Raw genomic sequence first — 18,858 nt, 5'->3', positions numbered from 1 at the left:
CCCTGATAATAATAATTATTCTCATTTGAATTTTAGCGGTAACCTCTCTTTTATACCATGTCTGATTTGTAGACGTCACATGTTATATTATTAGATTCTTTGAAACTGGGTGGGGGAGCAGCCGACTTCTTTTTTGAAAATACGACTAAAATGAAAATAATCCGTAAATCCGACCCGTTGGGCGACTTCCTTGGCTGGAAGTCGGGTCTGCTGGAACATTTGCTTCGCTTTTTGGATACGGAGATGACGTAAATACTGGGTCATGGTCATGCCAGTGGCTTTTTTGAACAACACCGTGTAATGTCCTTCACTCATGCCCGCCCGATCAGCCAGAAGCGGCAAGGTCAGCTTGAGCATATAATGCTCATGGATATAAGACAGGGATTGTTCAATAGATACCGATGAGTTGTGGTTGTCCTGCACCATATGCGTCTCATAGATATAAATGAATAGCAAGCGCTCCAGAAGCAGTCTTTTTCGAAATTGCCGGGCCGCCTTTTCCACGCCAGCTTCATCCTGAATGCTTGGGGCTGTTGTTCGTAGCAGCTCGTCCAGCATATATTTGATTTTGTATTCACTCAAGGTACGCAACGGACCATGCAGCGTCCAATCCGTGGATTCGCTTCGCAGCACACGATACGTAAGCACGATATATTCGGCTTCCCGGGTTTTGGGGACCTGAATGCTGCAAGCGCCATATTGATTATGAAAGGCAAAGCCCTGCGTGAAAATAACCGGCTCTTGGTCTTTAGCTGAGAGAGTGACATGTCCGTGCAGCGCAACAATCAGGAGATGGCTGTCGGAGCCAGGATGCAGGGTCTGAGAGGTGTTGCCGTATTCGATATGCTCCAGCAACGGGATGACGGTTGCTAGCTGCTCCAGATTCATGAATGCACCATCCTTCATTATTTCTTTTCTTTAGCAAAGTAGCTAATCACCCTTATTCATGATAAATTCTAAGAACAATAAAGTGAAGTTGTAATCGGGAAGGAACATTGGCAAATGAAAAAGGTTCTGTTCATTAATACCGGAGGAACAATTTCTTCCTCCTATCAGGAAAACGGCCTGACTCCAACTCAATCGGCTGAAAATATTTTGGCTGAAATTCCAGAGCTCCAGGAAATTTGCGAGATTGATGCCTACAATTTGATGAGCATTGATAGCACCAATACACAACCAGAGGATTGGGCTTCCATCGCCCGGATGGTACATCGTTCGCTCGATCAATACGACGGTATTGTTATTGCCCATGGCACGGATACGATGGCTTATACGGCTTCAGCCCTGAGCTTTATGTTGGGGACTGTGGACAAACCCGTCGTTGTGACAGGGTCGCAAGTATCCATATTGGCGGAGCACAGCGATTCCAAAAAAAATGTAATTGACTCATTCCTGACCGCATGTGGCGAGGTAGCAGGGGTTTTTGTCGTGTTTAATGGCAAGATTATCAACGGCAGCCGCAGCTCGAAGATCAGAACACGCAGCTATAATGCTTTTGAGAGTATTAACTATCCGTACATAGGTCTCGTGGAGAACGGCAAGGTGGTCTATACGGAGGGCGTATTTGCAAATCGTGATACCGTTCGTCACCCGTACAATGACAGGTATGCTTCTGAAGTATTTCTGCTCAGGCTGATTCCGGGTACAAACCCGGCGATTTTTGATGCTATTCAGAGCTTGGGCTATAAAGGTATCGTCATTGAGGGCTTTGGCATGGGCGGTGTGCCTTTTAAAGAAAGGAGCCTCATCAGTAAAATTGAGGATCTGATGAAGGACGGTATGAGTATTGTTGTTACTACTCAATGTCCTTATGAGGGCGGGGACCTGACGATTTATGAGGTAGGGCAGAAGGTGCTGGAAAAGGGTGTTATTCCGGGGTATGACATGACAACAGAAGCGCTGGTAACGAAAATGATGTGGGCGTTGGGCCAGACAACTGACCCGGCTGAGGTAGCCAAGATTATGGCAACGAACTACGCGGACGAAGTGTCCCTGCCTGCGGATACAGCTTCCTGATAGGAAGCTGATTTCCGAAGGTACGGGCTAACTACCGGCTAACGCCGAGCTTGCTCCAGTCTGTTTTTAATCTCAATGGCCATTTCCAGTGCTTGTACGGCCGACTCCAATGGAATCAGACATTCCGCATGTCCGCCAAAGCAATCAAGTGCATGATCCCAACTTTTTTCGTATGGATTGGCGGATTCGAGGTTGATTTTTTGCTGTCCTGATGCGGTATACTCAAATAATGCGGTGGGTATGGGATCGTTTTCGTCACTCTCATGAAATACCAGCTTGGCTTTTTCAAAATAAGCTTCATAGGCCACCGTGAAAGGATAGCTTTTCGGCATATGGGAAGAAGCGATGACTTCTGTGAATGTATCCCGATGCTGAAAATAAGCCCGAACTTGTGCCTGTTCGGGATGGACTACCTCTGTACCCCACACTGTATATGGATCACATGGACCCCATAGCCAGGTGAATAAATCCAGTTCATGAATCATGAACTGCGTAGGGATGGAACTTAGTCCAAGGTCTCCCCATAGGGGAGGGGTTTCTCTTTTCAAGGACAAGGAAATGAGTTTTCCGTATTTTTGTTGGTGATAAGCCTCGTACAGATAGGTATAGGCAGGATCAAACTTAATGAACTGGTTGACCAGAATTTTTTTGCCATATTGCTTCTCAGCTTGTTGCATAAGAAGAGCGTCTTCGAGATGAAAGCAAACCGGTGTTTCACAAAATACATGCTTCCCGTGCTTTAGCGCATCAATGGCATGTGACCTATGCAGGTGGGAGGGCAGGCATAGATCGACGATATCCACGTCCGGATCCAGCAGAATATCCTCTATATTTTGTGTGACTTCTACGTTTAGCTCCTCTTTCAATTTTTGCAGCTTGATTTCGTTCCTTCCAAATACAATGAGTCTGTTTACCTTGGGATGGTTGTTTAACAGCGAGGCATGATACGCGCCGAATCCCGTCCCCAAAATTCCAATATTCATCATCCATTACACCCCTTTACTTCTATGATACACACCTATTGCTGCCAACAGGGTGTCAACAATCTTTGCATCATCTTTTCATTTCGGGTTAACCATCTATGTGGAGGTATGACTGTGAGACTGCATCGTTTAATCGCGATTTTATTATGTATCGAATCTAGAGGGAGAATGAAGGCCAGGGAATTGGCGTTGGCACTGGAAACCTCTGTACGCTCCATTTACAGGGATATCGACCTTCTGGCTGAAGCCGGAGTTCCGATTGTTACCGCATCCGGTCCGAAGGGCGGAATTTATTTAATGGAGGGTTATACGGCAAACCTGAAGCAGTTGAATGGCGGGGATGTCATTCAGTTGTATTTAACGGGGATGGGCATTTATACGGGCGGGTCCACGGAATCGGGTTTGAAGTTAAAGAATACTTTGCTCAAACTGGAACAGACGATGCCGGCCCCCTATCAATCCGATATTCAAAAAGCCAAAGCTCGGTTTTATTTTGATGATACACCGTGGTGGACGGAACGTATAGCGATTCCTTGCCTGGAAGCCGTGAGAGCGGCAGTATGGGGGTCCTATAAAGTAATGATCCAATATGAGAAAGCTGACGGCTCTTGCACTTCTCGCCATGTACATCCCTATGGACTTGTGGTGAAAAAAGGAGATTGGTATCTGATTGCCTTTTGTGAAGTCGGGCAGGAGATTCGGACTTTTAAGTGTGAGCGAATTATGGAGGTTCAGCCGTCTGTTGAAGTCTTTAAGGTTCCTGAGGATTTTTCACTGGAATATTATTGGACAAGTAAAGAAAGCGCTTTTAAGCAGCTTTGTAGAGAGAAAGAATACTATCCTGTTCTGGTCCGAGCGACTAAGAAGCAAGCTGGAATACTAGCGAAAAGGATGGAAATCATCCAGTCTGTACAGGAAGGCAATCACTTCATTCTAACCGTCAACATGTATAGCTATGAAGCGGCCTGCCGCGATGCGATGGATTGGATCGGCCGGGTTGAAATCGTGGAGCCTGCAATACTCCGACAGTTTGTGAAGGAGGAAATTAGCCGACTCCAGAGGATATACGGTTAAATCATCAAAAAAACATCTGCCTATAGCAGATGCTTTTGCTTGTTAAGTCCAGGCCCAGAGGAATGCATCGCGATCCCAGGCGATTCGGCCACCATGTAGTTTGCGAAATGCCTTTTTGATTTCTTTTTCCAAAGATACATGACCATGCTCGCTTATAAACACATACTGCTCTCCGTATTCAGAGCGTACATATGCAATGGCATCTTCTTGTTTCAGAGTGCCCACTTCACGGATTTGCGCGACCATCCATTGTGCAATTTGTTGTTCTATAGTTGGGGTGTTGTCCATTTGTCGTATCCTTTCCTGCGACCGATTGGTTGTAGCTGTTCAGCTCGCCTCCTGTAGTATACGGCAATTCGGAGAATTATTGAATTTTTTGATATAAATGTACTTATGCAGTTGGCTAAGTGGGCTTTCTTTTGTATAATTAAGGGAATATTCACGGGAATTTTCTTTTTTTGTATTGAAATCATGCAAGTTATCCCTGGGGGTGCCTGATTTGAAGGAAACAACCACTATTCGCGCAGAGCTGGAGCAGTACATCAGACGAGAAGGAATTACGATTAGTAAGTTTGGGGAGAACACAGGTATTAATGCAGGAACAATCAGTGCCATTATCAACGGCAACCGGCCAATTGCGATGCTGCTGCTGGATCGGATTGCTGCAGGTATGGGGCTTGAAGAAGGAAGCCTCTATGAGCTATACATTGATGAATTTATACGGAATACGGCACCGAATTGGCGACGGGTTCGGCCCTTTTTGCATCGCTGTGCAGAGCTGAACAAACTCGATTGTATTAAGCAAGTCGTGGAGTTTATCATGGACTATCTCATATACGCCCCGGCTTTGTTTGAGACAGCGGAAGAATTATTCAGCGAAGGTAGGTTGGAGGCTGCGGCCATTATTTATAAAAATGTCGCGGAAAGTGAGAAGTATCAACATTCGGAGCGGCTGGCGCTCTGCCAATACCGTTTATTTACGATTACCATTGGCGATGATCAGGATGAAAATTTATGGGCAGCCACACATTTTGAAAGCTTTGTAGAGCGATTGGGTGAGGCAGACCAACTGGATGCCTTAAGAGATTTGGCTAATACGTATGCCTCCTTGCGGCGTTGGGATAAAGTAGAATGGTTTGCTGAAAAAATGGCTCAAAAAGCCAAAGTACAATACGAGCAAAAATACGGAAATACCAGAAAATCAGAGCGTGGCAAGGAACCTAAGGGCCCTTTGTTTATGTATATTGTATACTCTTACGTACTCCGTGCCGGGGTGTGGGATGAGCGCGGGGATTATCAGAAGGCACTGGAATATGTATCCCTATACTCTGATTTGAGCTGGGTGCAAGAGGATACGGAGGAAGCTCGGCATTTGAAGGCCCTTTGTAGCAACTGGGCTGAGGCCAACAGGTATTTGTATCAGTTGATGTCCGGTAGCCTGGATGTGATTCCACAGTATGTAAATTATTTGGAAAAAAATGAGGGCGAAATTCTGGTGGGGTTACATAAGATAATGGTAGCGGCCAACCGTTATGATTTTAATGTAGATCATGTACTGCAGCACTTTGAAAAACAAATTGAGGCATTTGCAGATCAGCATGCCAAGGTAGGCACCTATACCGAGCAAATGTCAGCAGATCTCTATGCACGATTTTTGGCAGAGATGGCTTGTTACGATCTCAACAAACATCGTTATTCCAAAGGTATGAAATTCCTGCTTGAGAGCCTTTCCTATTCTGTCGTGCTGAATGGTAATCCTGTCACCATCAAGTGTGTAGGACTATTTGAAAAGTATCGGCATACTGCCACTTCTGAGGACAAAGAGGAATATAAAAACTTACTTGGAGAGGTAGAGTACATCTATGATAAAAAAGATCGTTTTTTCTCTGCTCGCATTTAATGTTTTTATCCTATTGAATTTTCCACCCGTCACCCCTCCTATAGAAGACCCTAGCGATGTCCACAGTCATGGGCTGGGGGGATGGGCATTGTCATCTCCTGAACCATCGGCTTAGAGGGTCTAGATAACATTAAAAAAGGTATTCTCTTATGAAGAGGATACCTTTTTTATTTGCAAGTGCATTTGAAGGTTGAAGGAGCGTCCTTGCCGTCAAGTGTGAGGAGTTGGAGGTTGGGCAGGCGGAAACCAGACATGACGAAGATCCACCCAACCTTGGCTGTTAAAGGATACGCCGCGAACAGTAGGAAGATAGGCCGTCTGAACGGGCTTTTCATATAAAATATGCAGCTGGTGCTCATCCATGAGCCGAGTTTCGATATGTTCAAATTGCTGTGCTCTAACGGTATGATCGGCTTCCCGTGCAATTTCGCGCAGCAGTCTTTCGATATCCACACGGCTATGCGGCTCCACATGCCCGGATACATTGAGATACAGATCAAACAGACGCAATTGCTCATCACGGTCACGAAACAGAGAAAAGATGATTAAGTCTGACTCCATACGAATAGATGAACTTTTGAATTCATTCATGGATGCGGCCACAATGTTACACGTATATCCACAGGATTCGAGCTGAGCTGCGACCCGTTCTGCATCCGCTCTATACTCGGGAATGGTGGCAATTTGTAACGCCACCAGTGGTTCGCATGAATCGTTAGCGTTAGATGAATCCACTGCTGAAGGAAGGGGGCGATGATCCAGACATGCTACAATCCGAGCACGTATTTCCGGGTTGCGCAGCGGTCCATCCTTGTGTGTGTTACATGTGATAAATTTGCGTACCGAAGCCGCCGAGTGAATCTGGCTCCATGCGGTATCCGTGTCTCTTGCCAGTATAGGATTATGGATAATGTGAAAAGAAGAAGCGGTGTCTTCCATATCCGGCGATTCCAGCTTAGTCGCCCACGGGAGTTGAACGATTTCCACCCGATCTAGATGAGCACGACCCTGAAAATAAGGCGCAAAAGCCTCAAGTAAGCACAAGCTTTCGTTCATTTCCGTGACCTTGAAAGCCCCCGTACCGATAGGACGAACGCCAAAGGCGGCTTCACCCACCTGATTAAGCTCACGCGGTACAATGGCAGCCCGGCTGGTACACAGGAAGGATAAAAATAGCTCGTTCGGCTCCTTTAGTACAAAGCGTACCATCGTCGGACTCAACGCTTGAACGTGCTGAATTTGCCGGACGATAAAATGGTAAAGTCTCCTTCCCGGCGCCCGACTCAGTCGCTCAAAGGTATAGACGACGTCTTCCGCGGTCAGTATTTTGCCGTTATGAAACAGCACTTCTTTACGCAGGAAAAAGGTCCACTGCGTACGAGTAGTGTCCACCTCCCAAGCGTGCGCCAGTCCCGGCAAAATCTCACCGCTCTCGTTCGCCCGGCGGGCCAGCCCGTCAAAGACATGGCTGGATACGAAGGACTCGGCGAGCCAGTTCAAGTACAACGGGTCCAGCGTATAGAGCTGCTGGCGAATAGGCAGACGCAGCGTGTCGATCTGCTGCTGATCACTGCGCACCTCCGCGTGATGCCCGAAATAATTCAGCAGCCAGCCCTGTAAATGCTCCTGCATGGTGGAGGAGCGTGAATGAACTCGGATTTCATCCAGTGCGCGTTTGATATCATGGCGGTCTATGGCTTGCATCATGGATTGCACAGCAATGTCTTCCGGCTGAATAAGGAAGCGCAGACTGGAGCGGCGGCCTCTGCCTCGGCGAGGAGTCCATTGTATCCAATCGTGCTGTTCCATTTTCTGAATGATCATCAAGGCATTGCGGTGGGTGCAGTCAAAAATAGCCGCCAGCTCATCCAGCGTAGTCTCTATGGTATGGTTCTCGTCCCTGTCGTCAGCTGCGTGGGAGTGAAGCCGTAAAAATTGGGCGTGAAGTTTCATTCAGGAATGCTCCGTTTCCCCTATGCTTGAGTAAAAGCGCAACTGCTTTTATAAAATAGGAAATTTTATTTTGATTAATTTCTCTTTATCTTCTTATTTTATCATCTACAATAAGGGTTATAAAGCATAGTTGTGGAGGTATTTACCATGCATGACAAGGTGAATGGATCGTCTTTGCCGAAAGCGTCGTTGTTGTCCGCCTTTGCCGGCGCCATTGTATTGGCGCTGGTCCATCAATATCTGTTCTTCGGACATGGGCTGGGCGTGTCTATGCCTATTTTCGTTATTGTATTTTACGTGTATATGTATTCCTTTAATCGAGATCGTTGCCAGCCCATTACATGGATAGGACGTCTGCTGTTTGTGGTCATTATGATGCTGGCACTGACATATGTGCTGTTCGATAACCCGATCTTTTATGTGTTAAATGCCCTAGCTATATCTGCTCTGATTAGCGTACATATGGTGTTGCTGTTCGGGGAAAAAAGGCATAGCTGGTCAGAAATCGGTATTATCGGTCAGGCGCTAAGCCATTGGTTTTATCAAAATTTCCGCCATATCGTGACTCCGTTTCGAATGTTTAAGACGGCAGCCTTTCGGAATGTAAAGGATGAGCGTAAGCGTGTATTGGGTAAAGTGATAATCGGTCTACTTATTGCCTTGCCGTTGCTACTCATTATTATATCTCTGCTGGCTTCCGCAGATGGGGTGTTCGAAGAGTTGTTATCTGGCATACCCGCATGGATTGGCACATTAACCTTTGGGAGTGGTTTGCCGCGGCTGATCTGGGCCTGCTTTTTTACCTTCTGTTTTTTCTGTTACTTGTGGGGATTCGTACAGCCTGCTCCGCGGAATACGGAAAGAGAGGCTCAGTCAGCAGCAGTACCTTACCACGAGCCGGTCGCAATCAAGTTTGATCCTGTCATTACCGCTACAGTGCTGATTGTCATGAACCTGGTGTATGTTGTGTTCGTCGTGCTGCAGTTCGGATATCTGTTTGGTGCATGGGAAGGTGCTTTGCCAGAAGGAACCTCGTATGCTGAATATGCGAGAAGAGGATTCGGGGAGCTGGTTATGGTAACAGGTATCAATTTTGTGCTGATGATCAGTGTATTGAAATGGACTGAATTCGGCTCAGGTATAGTGCAAACATTGAACAGCGGCCTGCTGTACATACTCGTCGGTTGTTCGGGTGTGATGCTGTACTCGGGATATACCCGGCTGGTTATGTACGAAGAAGCATACGGATATACGTATATCCGTTATCTGGTACACGCATTTATGATTTTTCTGGGCTTGCTGCTGCTCGTTGCGGCCGTGCGTATTCATGTCCGCCAGCTTCCGCTGGCGAAATATTATATTGTACTCGCTCTAATCGCCTATGTCGTCGTGAATTATGTGGGTATTGATGTACGGATAGCTGAAAATAATCTCGAACGGTATCGTACAACATCGGTGATAGACAAGGAATATTTGAGTGAGCTATCAGCGGACGCGATTCCACTACTGATTGATTTTAGCCGTAAGGAACACGGAGCGCTGGATGAGTTTTTACAAGCCCGCTTGATGAGCATGACGAGAGAAGAATCGAGTTGGCCCGAATTCAATTGGGCTAAGTATCGAGCGCAACAGGAATTGCACGCCTATATTTTGGAATGAGAGGTGTTTGGGAATGATCGGAACAGATACGTTACAAGGTATGGTACTAGAGCTACGGGATGAAATGTCACACTACCAGCATCAGTTTGGTGTAAGACGGAACGATTTCCTCGTGGAGGCTATGTCCTACGGAATGAGTAAGGAGGAAGCCCGTGCTTATGCTATCCAGCGTATTGGCCCGGTCGTTCCCGTCACCTGTATGCCTACGTTGGCTCTAGGGAAAGTGAGACCGCTCAGTCCAATGTTGGCAATGCGGTACCAATATGCAGGGGATTGGAAGGACATCCATGAGCATCTGCTCCTTCCTGATGAAGTGCTCCGGATCGCAGGTACACAGCATTTTCGCAGCTGGATCAGCGATATGCGAAATTACTGGGTGGAATCGGCCCCTTACCGATTCGGGGATGATCGTCTTTCGCTGCTGTCGGTTGCAAGCGAGAAAGAAGGTCACTTTTCCATGCTCGTCTGGAAGGAACCTGGTGAAGAGCCGGAGGTATGGACGTATGCTTCCCAGCATGAATACCGATTCAGTCATTTGCTCCACTGGTTCAAGTGGATGAACGGGCGCAGTGAAGAATGAGAGGTACAGATGATGAAAAAGAATCGTAATTGGATCGTGCTGTTTATTGGCATTGCTATAATGGTGGGGGTTGCAGACTATTTTACACCAGCTAAGCCTGCGACTACTCCTGAGCTTATCGTTCCAACCGTAATCAGTGAAGAAAGCCTTCAGCTAAGTGATGACTAAACAATAAGGGTCACATTATGGCTGCTGTTAAGTTGATTTTGAGCAAAGTCTCTGGTTTCGATTGAAATTAAAAAAATATAGTTCATTTTCTGTGGTATTCCGTTGTTAAAGTAAGCCGGAAATCACCCTAATAGTTGAGAGGGAATTGAAGCTAATATCAATCGAATGTGGAGCCATTCAGATGTTCAAGCGACTCCGTCATTTCCTCTACAACTTATATTCAGGGGGAATTTTCAATGGCTAGAAGTGCAAGCACATACGCATCTGTAATCGACGGTTTTAAGGTAGAAACGAACAAAAAGTATTCGCCAGTAGGTGGAACAAAATGTAATATTTTTGCACAAGACGTGATGGCTGCGATGTCGGCTTCCTTGCCAAGTGGCTTAGCCAATCAAATGGCTGATGCTTTACTGGGTAACAACACGCCGGGCTGGTACTCCGTAACTTTTCAGGATGCTCAGAAAAGAGCAAACCTCGGGTACCCAACCATCGGGATCAAAAAAGCGGACGGACATGGTCATGTCGTTGTCGTCAGACCAAAGGGTTCATCGATCACGATCTTGAAGGAAGTACAGATCGCTCAGGCGGGAACCAAAAATTACAACAGTAATACTATTAATTACTCTTGGGTGGCAGCTGATCTGCCTGGCGTAAAATTCTATACACACGACTAAGTGGTTTTGAGATATTAGCAGTCAAAATAACCCTGGAAGCAGATCCATTCGATCTGCCTCCAGGGTTATTTTTTTATTTTGAAGCAGAATGTTTAGAAACAATGAAGGCTTTGCCTGGCTTGACAAAAGCAACAGCATAACCATTAGAGAAGGAAGAAGATTCCGATCTGTATTCAAGCTTGGTCAGCAGTTGCCCTTGGCGATTGATGTAACCGAATTTTCCGTTCGAGACAGATGAGTTTGCTTGTTTACCAACTAAAGCAATGCCTTCCTTGAATGGAGATGTAACGTCATACTTTTGTTGATATTTAATAACCAATGTTCCGGTTTTATCAATAAACCCAACCTCATTTTTCGCATTTTTCACACTGGCCAAGCCCTCGCTAAAATCCTGTGCATCCGTAAACTTAAAGGGAATCACGACTTTTCCCTGTTTATTGATGAATCCCCATTTACCCTTGGCATTTTGTACTGGAGCCAATCCTTCCGAGAAGTCTCCGCCGGATTTGTATTGAGGTGGAATGACTTCTTTTCCTGCCGTATTGATATAACCGTATAGTCCCTTGCTATTTTGAACAATAGCCAAGCCATCCGAGAAACTACGACTGTATTTGTATTGATAAGGAATCGCTAGCTTACCGGAAGCATTCACAAAACCAATCTTCCCAGTGTTAGGGGCATAGGCAAGGGCCAGACCTTCTGTAAATACATATTCTGAATCCACATGTTCTTTAAAATGAGAAAGGGTTTTTCCCGTTCGATCTATAATTGCATTTTCTTTGGTGTCTGCTATGGTGACCTTGGCCTTGCCTTCGGAAAAGACATTGGCTTCGGTGTATTGGCAAGGAATGACCAGTGTCCCTTTCGTATTAATGTACCCAAAGAGATTGGTTTTTGTATTTTTGACTACAGCCCGCTGCTCTTGAAAATCACCAACAGGTTTAAGCTCGGCGGGAAGAGAGAAAGCCTTTTGTCCCTTGGTATTGTAATACACAAGGTTTCCGGCAGATGTTTCAGCAGCCAATAAGCCATCATGAAAAGCACCATCGCTTGAAGGACGAGCAATGTTGTAATCTACAGCAGTTTTAGAGACTTCAATGGTTGTTGTGCTGGGTGCGGCCCAGCCTGTTCCAATAACAGAGATGCCAGTAATCAAAATTAATGCAGCTAATCCTAATTTTTTCAACATGCATAAGCTCCTTTGTGAGTTGATTTTTAACTTCGGGCTTCAAAGAATCCTGCCCTCATACGTAAGGCCTTCCATAATATAGACGATAAAAATGTAGGAATGTTTCTTAATATTCAAAATTTTTCTAATTTTCAGTGCGTGAAAGCTCTATTTTTATGTAGGATGCTTGTTCATCTCGTTTCTACTCATCTCTTCTCACCTCAGCTATTCTTTGGCTACGGAGGGACTATCAAGCCTATTCCGTAGCTCATGTTAACATTTTACAGAATCGAATAACATATCATTGGCAGAATCTCTTATAGTGAAAATCGATTATTATTGAGAGATTAAAGATGAGGGATCAGTTCACTTTCAAAAAAAAAGAAGAAAATGTGTCATATTAAAAAAAGTCTATACATATATGTTAAATGTATAGACAAATTCAAAAAGCGGATTTATAATTACGCTGTAAACGTTTTCTAGTAGTTATCATCCAATCAGACCTTGAAGGGAAGGAACAATCATGAAGAAAATTTTACTGGCGTGCAGCTCAGGTATGTCTACAAGTTTGCTGGTTACTAAGATGCAGGATTATGCTAAGTCCATTGGAGACGAGGCTGAAATTTGGGCAGTAGGTCAAGATCAAGCCGCAGAGGACATGGCTAAGGCTGACGCTGTATTGATCGGCCCGCAAATGAGTTTTCTTAAAGGACAGCTGGAAAAGGAAGCAGCCCAATATGGTATTCATGTAGAAGTGATTGACATGATGGCCTACGGAATGGTTGACGGTAAGAAAGCCTACGAACAGGCTGTGAAACTGGTGGAACGTAAAAATGGATAAAGTTAATATAGCTGATCTGACGGAAGAACAAATTAGTTTCCAACTTATTTTGCATAGTGGAAGCGCTCGCAGCAAAGTGATTCAGGCGCTGACTGAATACAGAAATGAAAATGTAGAAGGTGCGGACGATTTGCTCAAACAAGCCAAGCAGGATTTACGTGCCGCGCATGATATCCATTTTCAAATGGTTAAGAAGGAAGCGGGAGGAACCCAAACTCCCTTCTCGCTCCTTCTAATGCATGCCGAGGATCATTTGATGTCCACGGCTACCATGAAGGATTTGGTTCAAGAGCTGCTGGAGCTGTTCAAATCCAGAAGTTTATAGCTGGACCTGTAAATTTGTGAATTTTGGGACATGAAATGCTTGCAACCCTATTGATGCAAGTCACTTCGCGGGGAGGAATAGGCTTTGTTTGAAAAATTAAGCCGGATACTGATACCTATTGCCGGTAAACTGAACAACAACCGCTATCTTACTGTACTGCGTGATGCATTCATGCTGTCATTTCCATTAACAGTTTTTGGCTCCATTATTGTAGTTATTATTAATCTGCCGTTTCTAAAAGGGTGGATGGGCGACGGCAATTATGCGACTTTTAGCAGTCTGCTGAACATTGCGCCTAATGCCACACTGAATATTATGACCTTATTTGTCATCGTCGGGATTGGTTATTATCTATCTCGAAGTTATAAGGTCGAGCCCATATTCGGCGGTATGATCGCGTTGGCCAGTTTCTTAATGCTCACCCCTTTTGTACTGACACAAGAAAGCGGTGCCACGATTGCTGGTGTCATTCCGGTGGACCGGATTGGTGCCAAAGGCATGTTCCTTGGTATGATCGTCGCCTTTATCGCGGCTGAGATATACCGGAGGGTGACACAGCGAAATTTTGTCATTAAAATGCCTCCAGGTGTTCCGCCAGCCGTTGCCAAATCGTTTGCCGCTTTGCTTCCGGCATGTATCACATTGGGCATATTTTTGATCATTAATGTTGTAGTTACACTGACCCTTCACAATAACCTGCATGATCTGATTTATCATGCCGTACAGGCACCGCTGGTGCATTTGGGCAGTGGTATTATACCTACATTAATTGCTATTTTCTTTGTTCAGCTTTTATGGTTCTTTGGGCTTCATGGTCAGATTATTATCAACTCAGTTATGGACCCAATCTGGAATACACTGGCACTTGAAAACTATGAAGCGTACTCCAAAGGAGCGGAACTGCCGCATATTATCACCAAGCAGTTTGTGGATATTTATACAGTAGGTATCGGTGGTACAGGTATGACATTGGCTGTCGTGCTTTCGATTCTGATCTTCCTGAAGAGTAAGCAATTGAAGCAGGTCAGTAAGCTGGCCCTTGGACCAGGTCTGTTTAATGTCAACGAACCCGTCATATTCGGTCTGCCGATTGTGATGAATCCGCTTATTTTTGTTCCGTGGGTCATTTCTCCAATGATCGTTACGCTGATTACTTACTTTGCCATGACTACGGGGATTGTACCGCCGCCCAACGGGATACAGGTTCCTTGGACGATGCCGTTGTTCTTTAGTGGAATGATGGCTACGGGTTCTCTAATGGGAGGCATACTGCAGTTGTTTAATATGGCTGTCGTCTTTGTCATCTGGTTCCCGTTCCTGAAAATTATTGATCGGATGAACGTTCGTAAGGAGCAGGAAGAGGAGCTTAAACAAGCAGCCGTTGCAGGTAAGGATCAAACTGTTGGAATGTAACATGAATGAGCTGCTAGTGTAGTGGACTTGTTCTTTGCAAAAGAGAGAGGAGTAGAGCTGTGAATCATACCGAAATGAAAGATATAGAGCAGCAAGCCATTCAATACCGTTTTCCGACTGACTTCTGGTGGGGTTCCTCAGCTTCGGCTACCCAGACAGAAGGAACTGTGGAGGGAGACGGCAAAGGACCGAACATTTGGGATTATTGGTTTGAGCAGGAGCCGAACCGTTTCTATGACGGGGTCGGTCCTGCTGATACATCCCGTTTCTATACCCGTTATAAAGAAGATATTGCACTCATGAAAGAGCTTGGCCACAACTCTTTCCGGTTCTCTATCTCCTGGTCACGCCTGTTTCCGGCAGGGAAAGGTGAAATAAACCAGCAGGCGGTTCAATTTTATAATTCCGTCATTGAAGAGTTGCACCAGGTGGGCATTGAGCCGTTTGTGAATCTGTATCATTTTGATTTGCCGATGGCTTTACAGGAAAAAGGAGGCTGGGTAAACCGCGAGACGGTCGAAGCTTACGTGGATTACGCGAACACTTGCTTTGAGTTGTTCGGGGATCGTGTAGCCAAATGGTTTACGCATAACGAGCCAATTGTCCCGGTGGAAGGCGGCTATCTATACGATTTCCACTATCCCAATGAAGTGGATTTCGGTAAAGCTGTACAGGTGGGATATCATACCCTGTTATCGAGCGCCAGTGCCATTAAGGCTTACAGAGAAGGCGGCTATAAGGGCAAAATCGGTATTATTTTGAACCTGACGCCGAGCTATCCGCGTAGTCAGCATCCGGCAGACGTGCAGGCTGCTGAAATATGCGACGCGTTCTTTAACCGTTCCTTTTTAGACCCATCTGTGACGGGAGAATTTAACCCTTTGCTTGTGGAGCTGTTACGCCAAGAGGGATTTGTACCGAGCATGGAAGATGGAGATCGGGAAATTATACGCCAGGGTACTGTAGACCTGCTGGGGATTAACTATTATCAGCCGCGCAGAGTCAAGGCTCGCGAAAGTCTCCCAAATCCAGACGCACCTTTTGTGCCGGAACGATTCTTCGATTATTATGCCATGCCTGGTCGTAAGATGAATGAGATGCGAGGCTGGGAGATTTATGAGAAGGGCATTTACGACATTCTGACCAATGTCAGAGAAAATTACGGCAACATTGAATGCTTCATTTCAGAAAACGGAATGGGCGTACAAGGTGAAGAAAAATTCAGAGATGAGCAGGGTATGATCTGCGATGATTATCGTATTGATTTTATCCGTGAGCATCTCAAATGGGTCCAACGAGCTATCTCAGAAGGGTCCAATGTGAAAGGCTATCACTTATGGACGTTTATGGACAACTGGTCCTGGACGAACGCATATAAGAATCGTTACGGCTTTGTATCCGTGGATCTTCAGAACGAGGGTAAAAGATCCGTTAAGCAGAGTGGGTACTGGTTCAAACAAGTGATCGAAAATAACGGATTCTAAGGTAAGGTGGGGGGTGGTCCTTTGGACCGCCTTTTTTTCTTCATTGCTGAAAGGAAGCTGTGCTGTATACCGCTGGTGAGAAAGTATAATGTTCGGTATACTTACTATACCGTCATACCTTAACGTCCCGCCTGCAGAACAGAAAAACCAGCGCTACCGATATTTTGGTAAAATGCTGACATAAAACAATTTTTAGTACAGGTGGTAGACAGATGAACAAATACGAGCGGATTGCACAAGAGGTCAAAGAGCGTATTATGAATAAGACCTACTGCAGTGATGATCCCATCCCTGATGAGATCTCATTGGCAAAAGAGTTTCGTGTAAGTCGAATGACGATTAAGAGGGCATTGGACACATTGGTGATGGACGGACTGCTGAATCGTAAAAGAGGACACGGAACCTTTATCGTCAAATCGGTCTACAATGGCCCGGTTAATGTCGTTGTGAATGAAATGCTGGGGCTGACCAACGTACTGCGCGGGAAAGAAATCAAAAGTAAAATCATAGCCTTTGACGTTCAATTTCCATCCGAGGAAGTAGCGACTCATCTGTTTATTGACGTCAATTCTCCTGTATATCATGTGATCCGTCTGCGTGTTGTGGAGGGCGAACCCTATGTTATCGAGCGCACGTACATGCCAACGAAGCTGATTAGCGGTATTACCGAGGAAGTGTTGTATGGCTCGGTGTACAAACATATTAAGGAGGAACTGGGCCTTAATATTGTCGGTTCACATCGTACTATCCGGGCATCCAAGTCGACGGAACTGGATCGGGAGCATCTGGATTGTGCAGCAGATGACCCAATCTTGGAAATTGAGCAAGTGGGTTATCTGGATACGGGGATACCATTTGAATACTCATTCTCGCGCCATCGGTATGATAAATTTGTGTTTACCACAGTGAATCGGATGCGTTGAGCCAGTGAGTAAGAAACGGATGGTAAAGCACAAGCATGGCAGAAGAAGGCCTAACTGATGTGGGCACTCTCCTGCCATGTTCTTTTTAATGAAGCAAATTAATTGCCAAGCAATCTCACTTCATGCACCGTCGGAGTATACCAGTTGTTCGGATTATTGAATAGCACTGCATTTACAAGATTGATTCGCACGTAACGGGCTTGAAAATTAACTTTGTCACTGGTAAAGCCGTATGCAGTATTGCTCGTACGGTCAATGGTGGAATAATGAACGCTATCCGTACTATATTCGATCTTATACTTGTAATATGCCTCAGATCCTTTGTACATAAACCATGAAATATCCACTTCGTTAATCGTCTTGGTACTGCCCAAATCCACCTGCCACCAAGCAGGCCAGGATGCAGATGTAGCCTTCCATGAGGTTTGGGGATTGCCATCGTTCGCCAGTGAGGCCGGGGAAGCAGATGCGGCTGAACTGGCAGTAGCTGTTTTGCCTTGCGCGTGATTCACAAGGGATGGCAGGATGACTGTGCCTGTAGCAGCATCCATATCCCAGCTACTGTACCAGTTTAGAGTAGCCGTTTTATTGGAGTCATTCAGGGTCAATGGCAACCAGATGAATTTGTGATCGCTCAGATTGAGCGGGTTCCAGCGGTCGCCCATATAGATGTAGCTGGTTCCTGCGCTGCCTGTAATTGTGGCGATGGAATGGATTTGCGAGCCGTAAGCCGCCGGATCACCGAAAGGCGACAAAGCAGACCAGCTTCCAGTCATGGAGCTGGCGGTTGCATAAGCACCCTGATTCGGATACCAGCCGGATGCCTGCGAGGTAAACAGGTAGTAGGTATTGTTCTTTTTCACAACAGCGGGGGCTTCGCGATAGCCATTTTCAAAAATCCAGCCAACGAACGACTGCACGCCTGTATAATCGGCCGTCAGCTTGAAGATTGCCATCGTATCATTGGCGCCACCATTTTTACGGGAAGCTGTAATGAGGTAGCCGCTACCGTCGGTATCCGTGAACACCGTCATATCACGGGACTCATAATTCAGCGGGCGGAAGCTGCCTTGGTAGGTGAAATTCCCGTCTGGTGTATCGCTGGTAGCAACAGCTACGCGACCGAGTGAGTAGTCCGTGCCATTTTCATAGTGTGCCCATAGTACATATTTTCCGGTGGATTTGTTGTAAATGACTTTAGGCCGCTCGATTTTGCTCGAATTCAGCTCAGGGGCGGAATCTTTGGTGAGGATACTACTGCGGAAGGACCAATTCTTCAAATCAGTCGAGGTATATACGTTCACTTTTTCAAATTTCCAGTTCTCAGCGTGCTCGCCGTACCAATAATAAGTGGAACCTACTTTTAGGATATTGCCGCTGTTCGCCTGAATCGGGTTTCCTGCGGTGTCCTTCCAATCCGTTCCATTCGTAATGGCTGTGCTTGCTGTTGCACTCAAGGACAGTTCTGCATTAGCGGCGTCCAAACCATTCATCGATGGGTTCATCTCGCTCCCATAGGTTGCTTGCGTAACGCCTGTTGTATTGGCATGTACTGCATCGGGTTGAAGACCTGCACCGACCACTGCGATTATAATACAAATCCATGGGGCTAACCATTTGCTGTTGTTGATCCACTTCACGATATCATCTGCCTCCCTAATATAGATAGGATGGCCCCGAACAGCTTGTCCGGTACC

General features: G+C 45.8%; 18 protein-coding genes. 12 read left to right on the top strand and 6 right to left on the bottom strand.

The genetic code is table 11. From position 1 onward, the window contains the following. Positions 1 to 90: 90 nt before the first annotated feature. Complete coding sequence (locus HFE01_RS11500; protein ID WP_167437913.1) at positions 91 to 888, bottom strand: helix-turn-helix domain-containing protein; 798 nt, start codon at positions 886 to 888, stop codon at positions 91 to 93. A gap of 114 nt (positions 889 to 1,002) precedes the next feature. Between HFE01_RS11500 and HFE01_RS11495 the strand changes: the two genes are divergently transcribed. Further along, the gene (locus HFE01_RS11495; protein WP_045244741.1) at positions 1,003 to 2,016 is read left to right on the top strand and encodes an asparaginase; all 1,014 of its coding nucleotides are present in this window, start codon (positions 1,003 to 1,005) and stop codon (positions 2,014 to 2,016) included. Between the two features lie 38 nt (positions 2,017 to 2,054). Here HFE01_RS11495 and HFE01_RS11490 read toward each other — a convergent pair whose 3' ends face one another. Then, on the bottom strand, positions 2,055 to 3,002 hold the full coding sequence (locus HFE01_RS11490) for a Gfo/Idh/MocA family protein (RefSeq protein WP_153794163.1): 948 nt from the start codon (positions 3,000 to 3,002) through the stop codon (positions 2,055 to 2,057). 111 nt (positions 3,003 to 3,113) lie between these two features. On the opposite strand from HFE01_RS11490, the gene HFE01_RS11485 reads away from it, so the two are divergent. Continuing rightward, on the top strand, positions 3,114 to 4,073 hold the full coding sequence (locus HFE01_RS11485; RefSeq protein WP_029514460.1) for a helix-turn-helix transcriptional regulator: 960 nt from the start codon (positions 3,114 to 3,116) through the stop codon (positions 4,071 to 4,073). 42 nt (positions 4,074 to 4,115) lie between these two features. On the opposite strand, the gene HFE01_RS11480 is transcribed toward HFE01_RS11485, so the two are convergent. Then, positions 4,116 to 4,361 carry a DUF6953 family protein gene (locus HFE01_RS11480; protein WP_013373729.1) on the bottom strand — a complete coding sequence of 82 codons (246 nt, stop codon included), beginning with the start codon at positions 4,359 to 4,361 and terminating at the stop codon, positions 4,116 to 4,118. Between the two features lie 211 nt (positions 4,362 to 4,572). Here HFE01_RS11480 and HFE01_RS11475 point away from each other — a divergent pair, with 211 nt between their 5' ends. Continuing rightward, the gene (locus tag HFE01_RS11475) at positions 4,573 to 5,973 is read left to right on the top strand and encodes a helix-turn-helix domain-containing protein (RefSeq protein ID WP_167437912.1); all 1,401 of its coding nucleotides are present in this window, start codon (positions 4,573 to 4,575) and stop codon (positions 5,971 to 5,973) included. 210 nt (positions 5,974 to 6,183) lie between these two features. Here HFE01_RS11475 and HFE01_RS11470 read toward each other — a convergent pair whose 3' ends face one another. Further along, positions 6,184 to 7,926, bottom strand: a complete 1,743-nt coding sequence (locus HFE01_RS11470; protein ID WP_167437911.1) for an ABC transporter substrate-binding protein — start codon at positions 7,924 to 7,926, stop codon at positions 6,184 to 6,186. 147 nt (positions 7,927 to 8,073) lie between these two features. Between HFE01_RS11470 and HFE01_RS11465 the strand changes: the two genes are divergently transcribed. From HFE01_RS11465 to HFE01_RS11450, 4 genes are all read left to right on the top strand, one after another. Beyond that, positions 8,074 to 9,585 (top strand): DUF4153 domain-containing protein, encoded by a 1,512-nt coding sequence (locus HFE01_RS11465; protein WP_167437910.1) that lies wholly within the window; start codon positions 8,074 to 8,076, stop codon positions 9,583 to 9,585. A gap of 13 nt (positions 9,586 to 9,598) precedes the next feature. Further along, positions 9,599 to 10,165, top strand: a complete 567-nt coding sequence (locus HFE01_RS11460) for a hypothetical protein (RefSeq protein ID WP_017426111.1) — start codon at positions 9,599 to 9,601, stop codon at positions 10,163 to 10,165. 12 nt (positions 10,166 to 10,177) lie between these two features. Then, positions 10,178 to 10,333 (top strand): hypothetical protein, encoded by a 156-nt coding sequence (locus tag HFE01_RS11455; RefSeq protein WP_017426112.1) that lies wholly within the window; start codon positions 10,178 to 10,180, stop codon positions 10,331 to 10,333. Between the two features lie 236 nt (positions 10,334 to 10,569). Then, entirely contained in the window at positions 10,570 to 11,007 is a 438-nt protein-coding gene (locus HFE01_RS11450) for a hypothetical protein (RefSeq protein WP_016822626.1), read from the top strand. A gap of 73 nt (positions 11,008 to 11,080) precedes the next feature. On the opposite strand, the gene HFE01_RS11445 is transcribed toward HFE01_RS11450, so the two are convergent. Beyond that, the gene (locus tag HFE01_RS11445; protein ID WP_017426113.1) at positions 11,081 to 12,196 is read right to left on the bottom strand and encodes a WG repeat-containing protein; all 1,116 of its coding nucleotides are present in this window, start codon (positions 12,194 to 12,196) and stop codon (positions 11,081 to 11,083) included. Positions 12,197 to 12,698: 502 nt separating this feature from the next. Here HFE01_RS11445 and HFE01_RS11440 point away from each other — a divergent pair. From HFE01_RS11440 to HFE01_RS11420, 5 genes are all read left to right on the top strand, one after another. Then, positions 12,699 to 13,016, top strand: a complete 318-nt coding sequence (locus tag HFE01_RS11440) for a PTS sugar transporter subunit IIB (protein ID WP_013312603.1) — start codon at positions 12,699 to 12,701, stop codon at positions 13,014 to 13,016. Next, the gene (locus HFE01_RS11435) at positions 13,009 to 13,341 is read left to right on the top strand and encodes a PTS sugar transporter subunit IIA (RefSeq protein WP_016822628.1); all 333 of its coding nucleotides are present in this window, start codon (positions 13,009 to 13,011) and stop codon (positions 13,339 to 13,341) included. The genes HFE01_RS11440 and HFE01_RS11435 overlap by 8 nt, the downstream gene beginning before the upstream one ends. 84 nt (positions 13,342 to 13,425) lie before the next feature. Then, positions 13,426 to 14,754: a PTS cellobiose transporter subunit IIC gene (gene celB, locus HFE01_RS11430; RefSeq protein WP_016822629.1), complete on the top strand. Its 1,329-nt coding sequence runs from the start codon at positions 13,426 to 13,428 to the stop codon at positions 14,752 to 14,754. Positions 14,755 to 14,828: 74 nt separating this feature from the next. Next, positions 14,829 to 16,238 (top strand): glycoside hydrolase family 1 protein, encoded by a 1,410-nt coding sequence (locus tag HFE01_RS11425; RefSeq protein ID WP_026065363.1) that lies wholly within the window; start codon positions 14,829 to 14,831, stop codon positions 16,236 to 16,238. 212 nt (positions 16,239 to 16,450) lie between these two features. Then, the gene (locus HFE01_RS11420; RefSeq protein WP_016822631.1) at positions 16,451 to 17,161 is read left to right on the top strand and encodes a GntR family transcriptional regulator; all 711 of its coding nucleotides are present in this window, start codon (positions 16,451 to 16,453) and stop codon (positions 17,159 to 17,161) included. Positions 17,162 to 17,259: 98 nt separating this feature from the next. Here HFE01_RS11420 and HFE01_RS11415 read toward each other — a convergent pair whose 3' ends face one another. Beyond that, complete coding sequence (locus HFE01_RS11415; protein WP_017426115.1) at positions 17,260 to 18,801, bottom strand: family 43 glycosylhydrolase; 1,542 nt, start codon at positions 18,799 to 18,801, stop codon at positions 17,260 to 17,262. Between the last annotated feature and the right edge of the window lie 57 nt (positions 18,802 to 18,858).

It is taken from the genome of Paenibacillus sp. EKM10P (assembly GCF_011800655.1).
Lineage (GTDB): Bacteria > Bacillota > Bacilli > Paenibacillales > Paenibacillaceae > Paenibacillus > Paenibacillus polymyxa.
The sequence above is the reverse complement of the archived record's forward strand: the minus strand, read 5'-3'. Positions and strand labels throughout refer to the sequence as shown.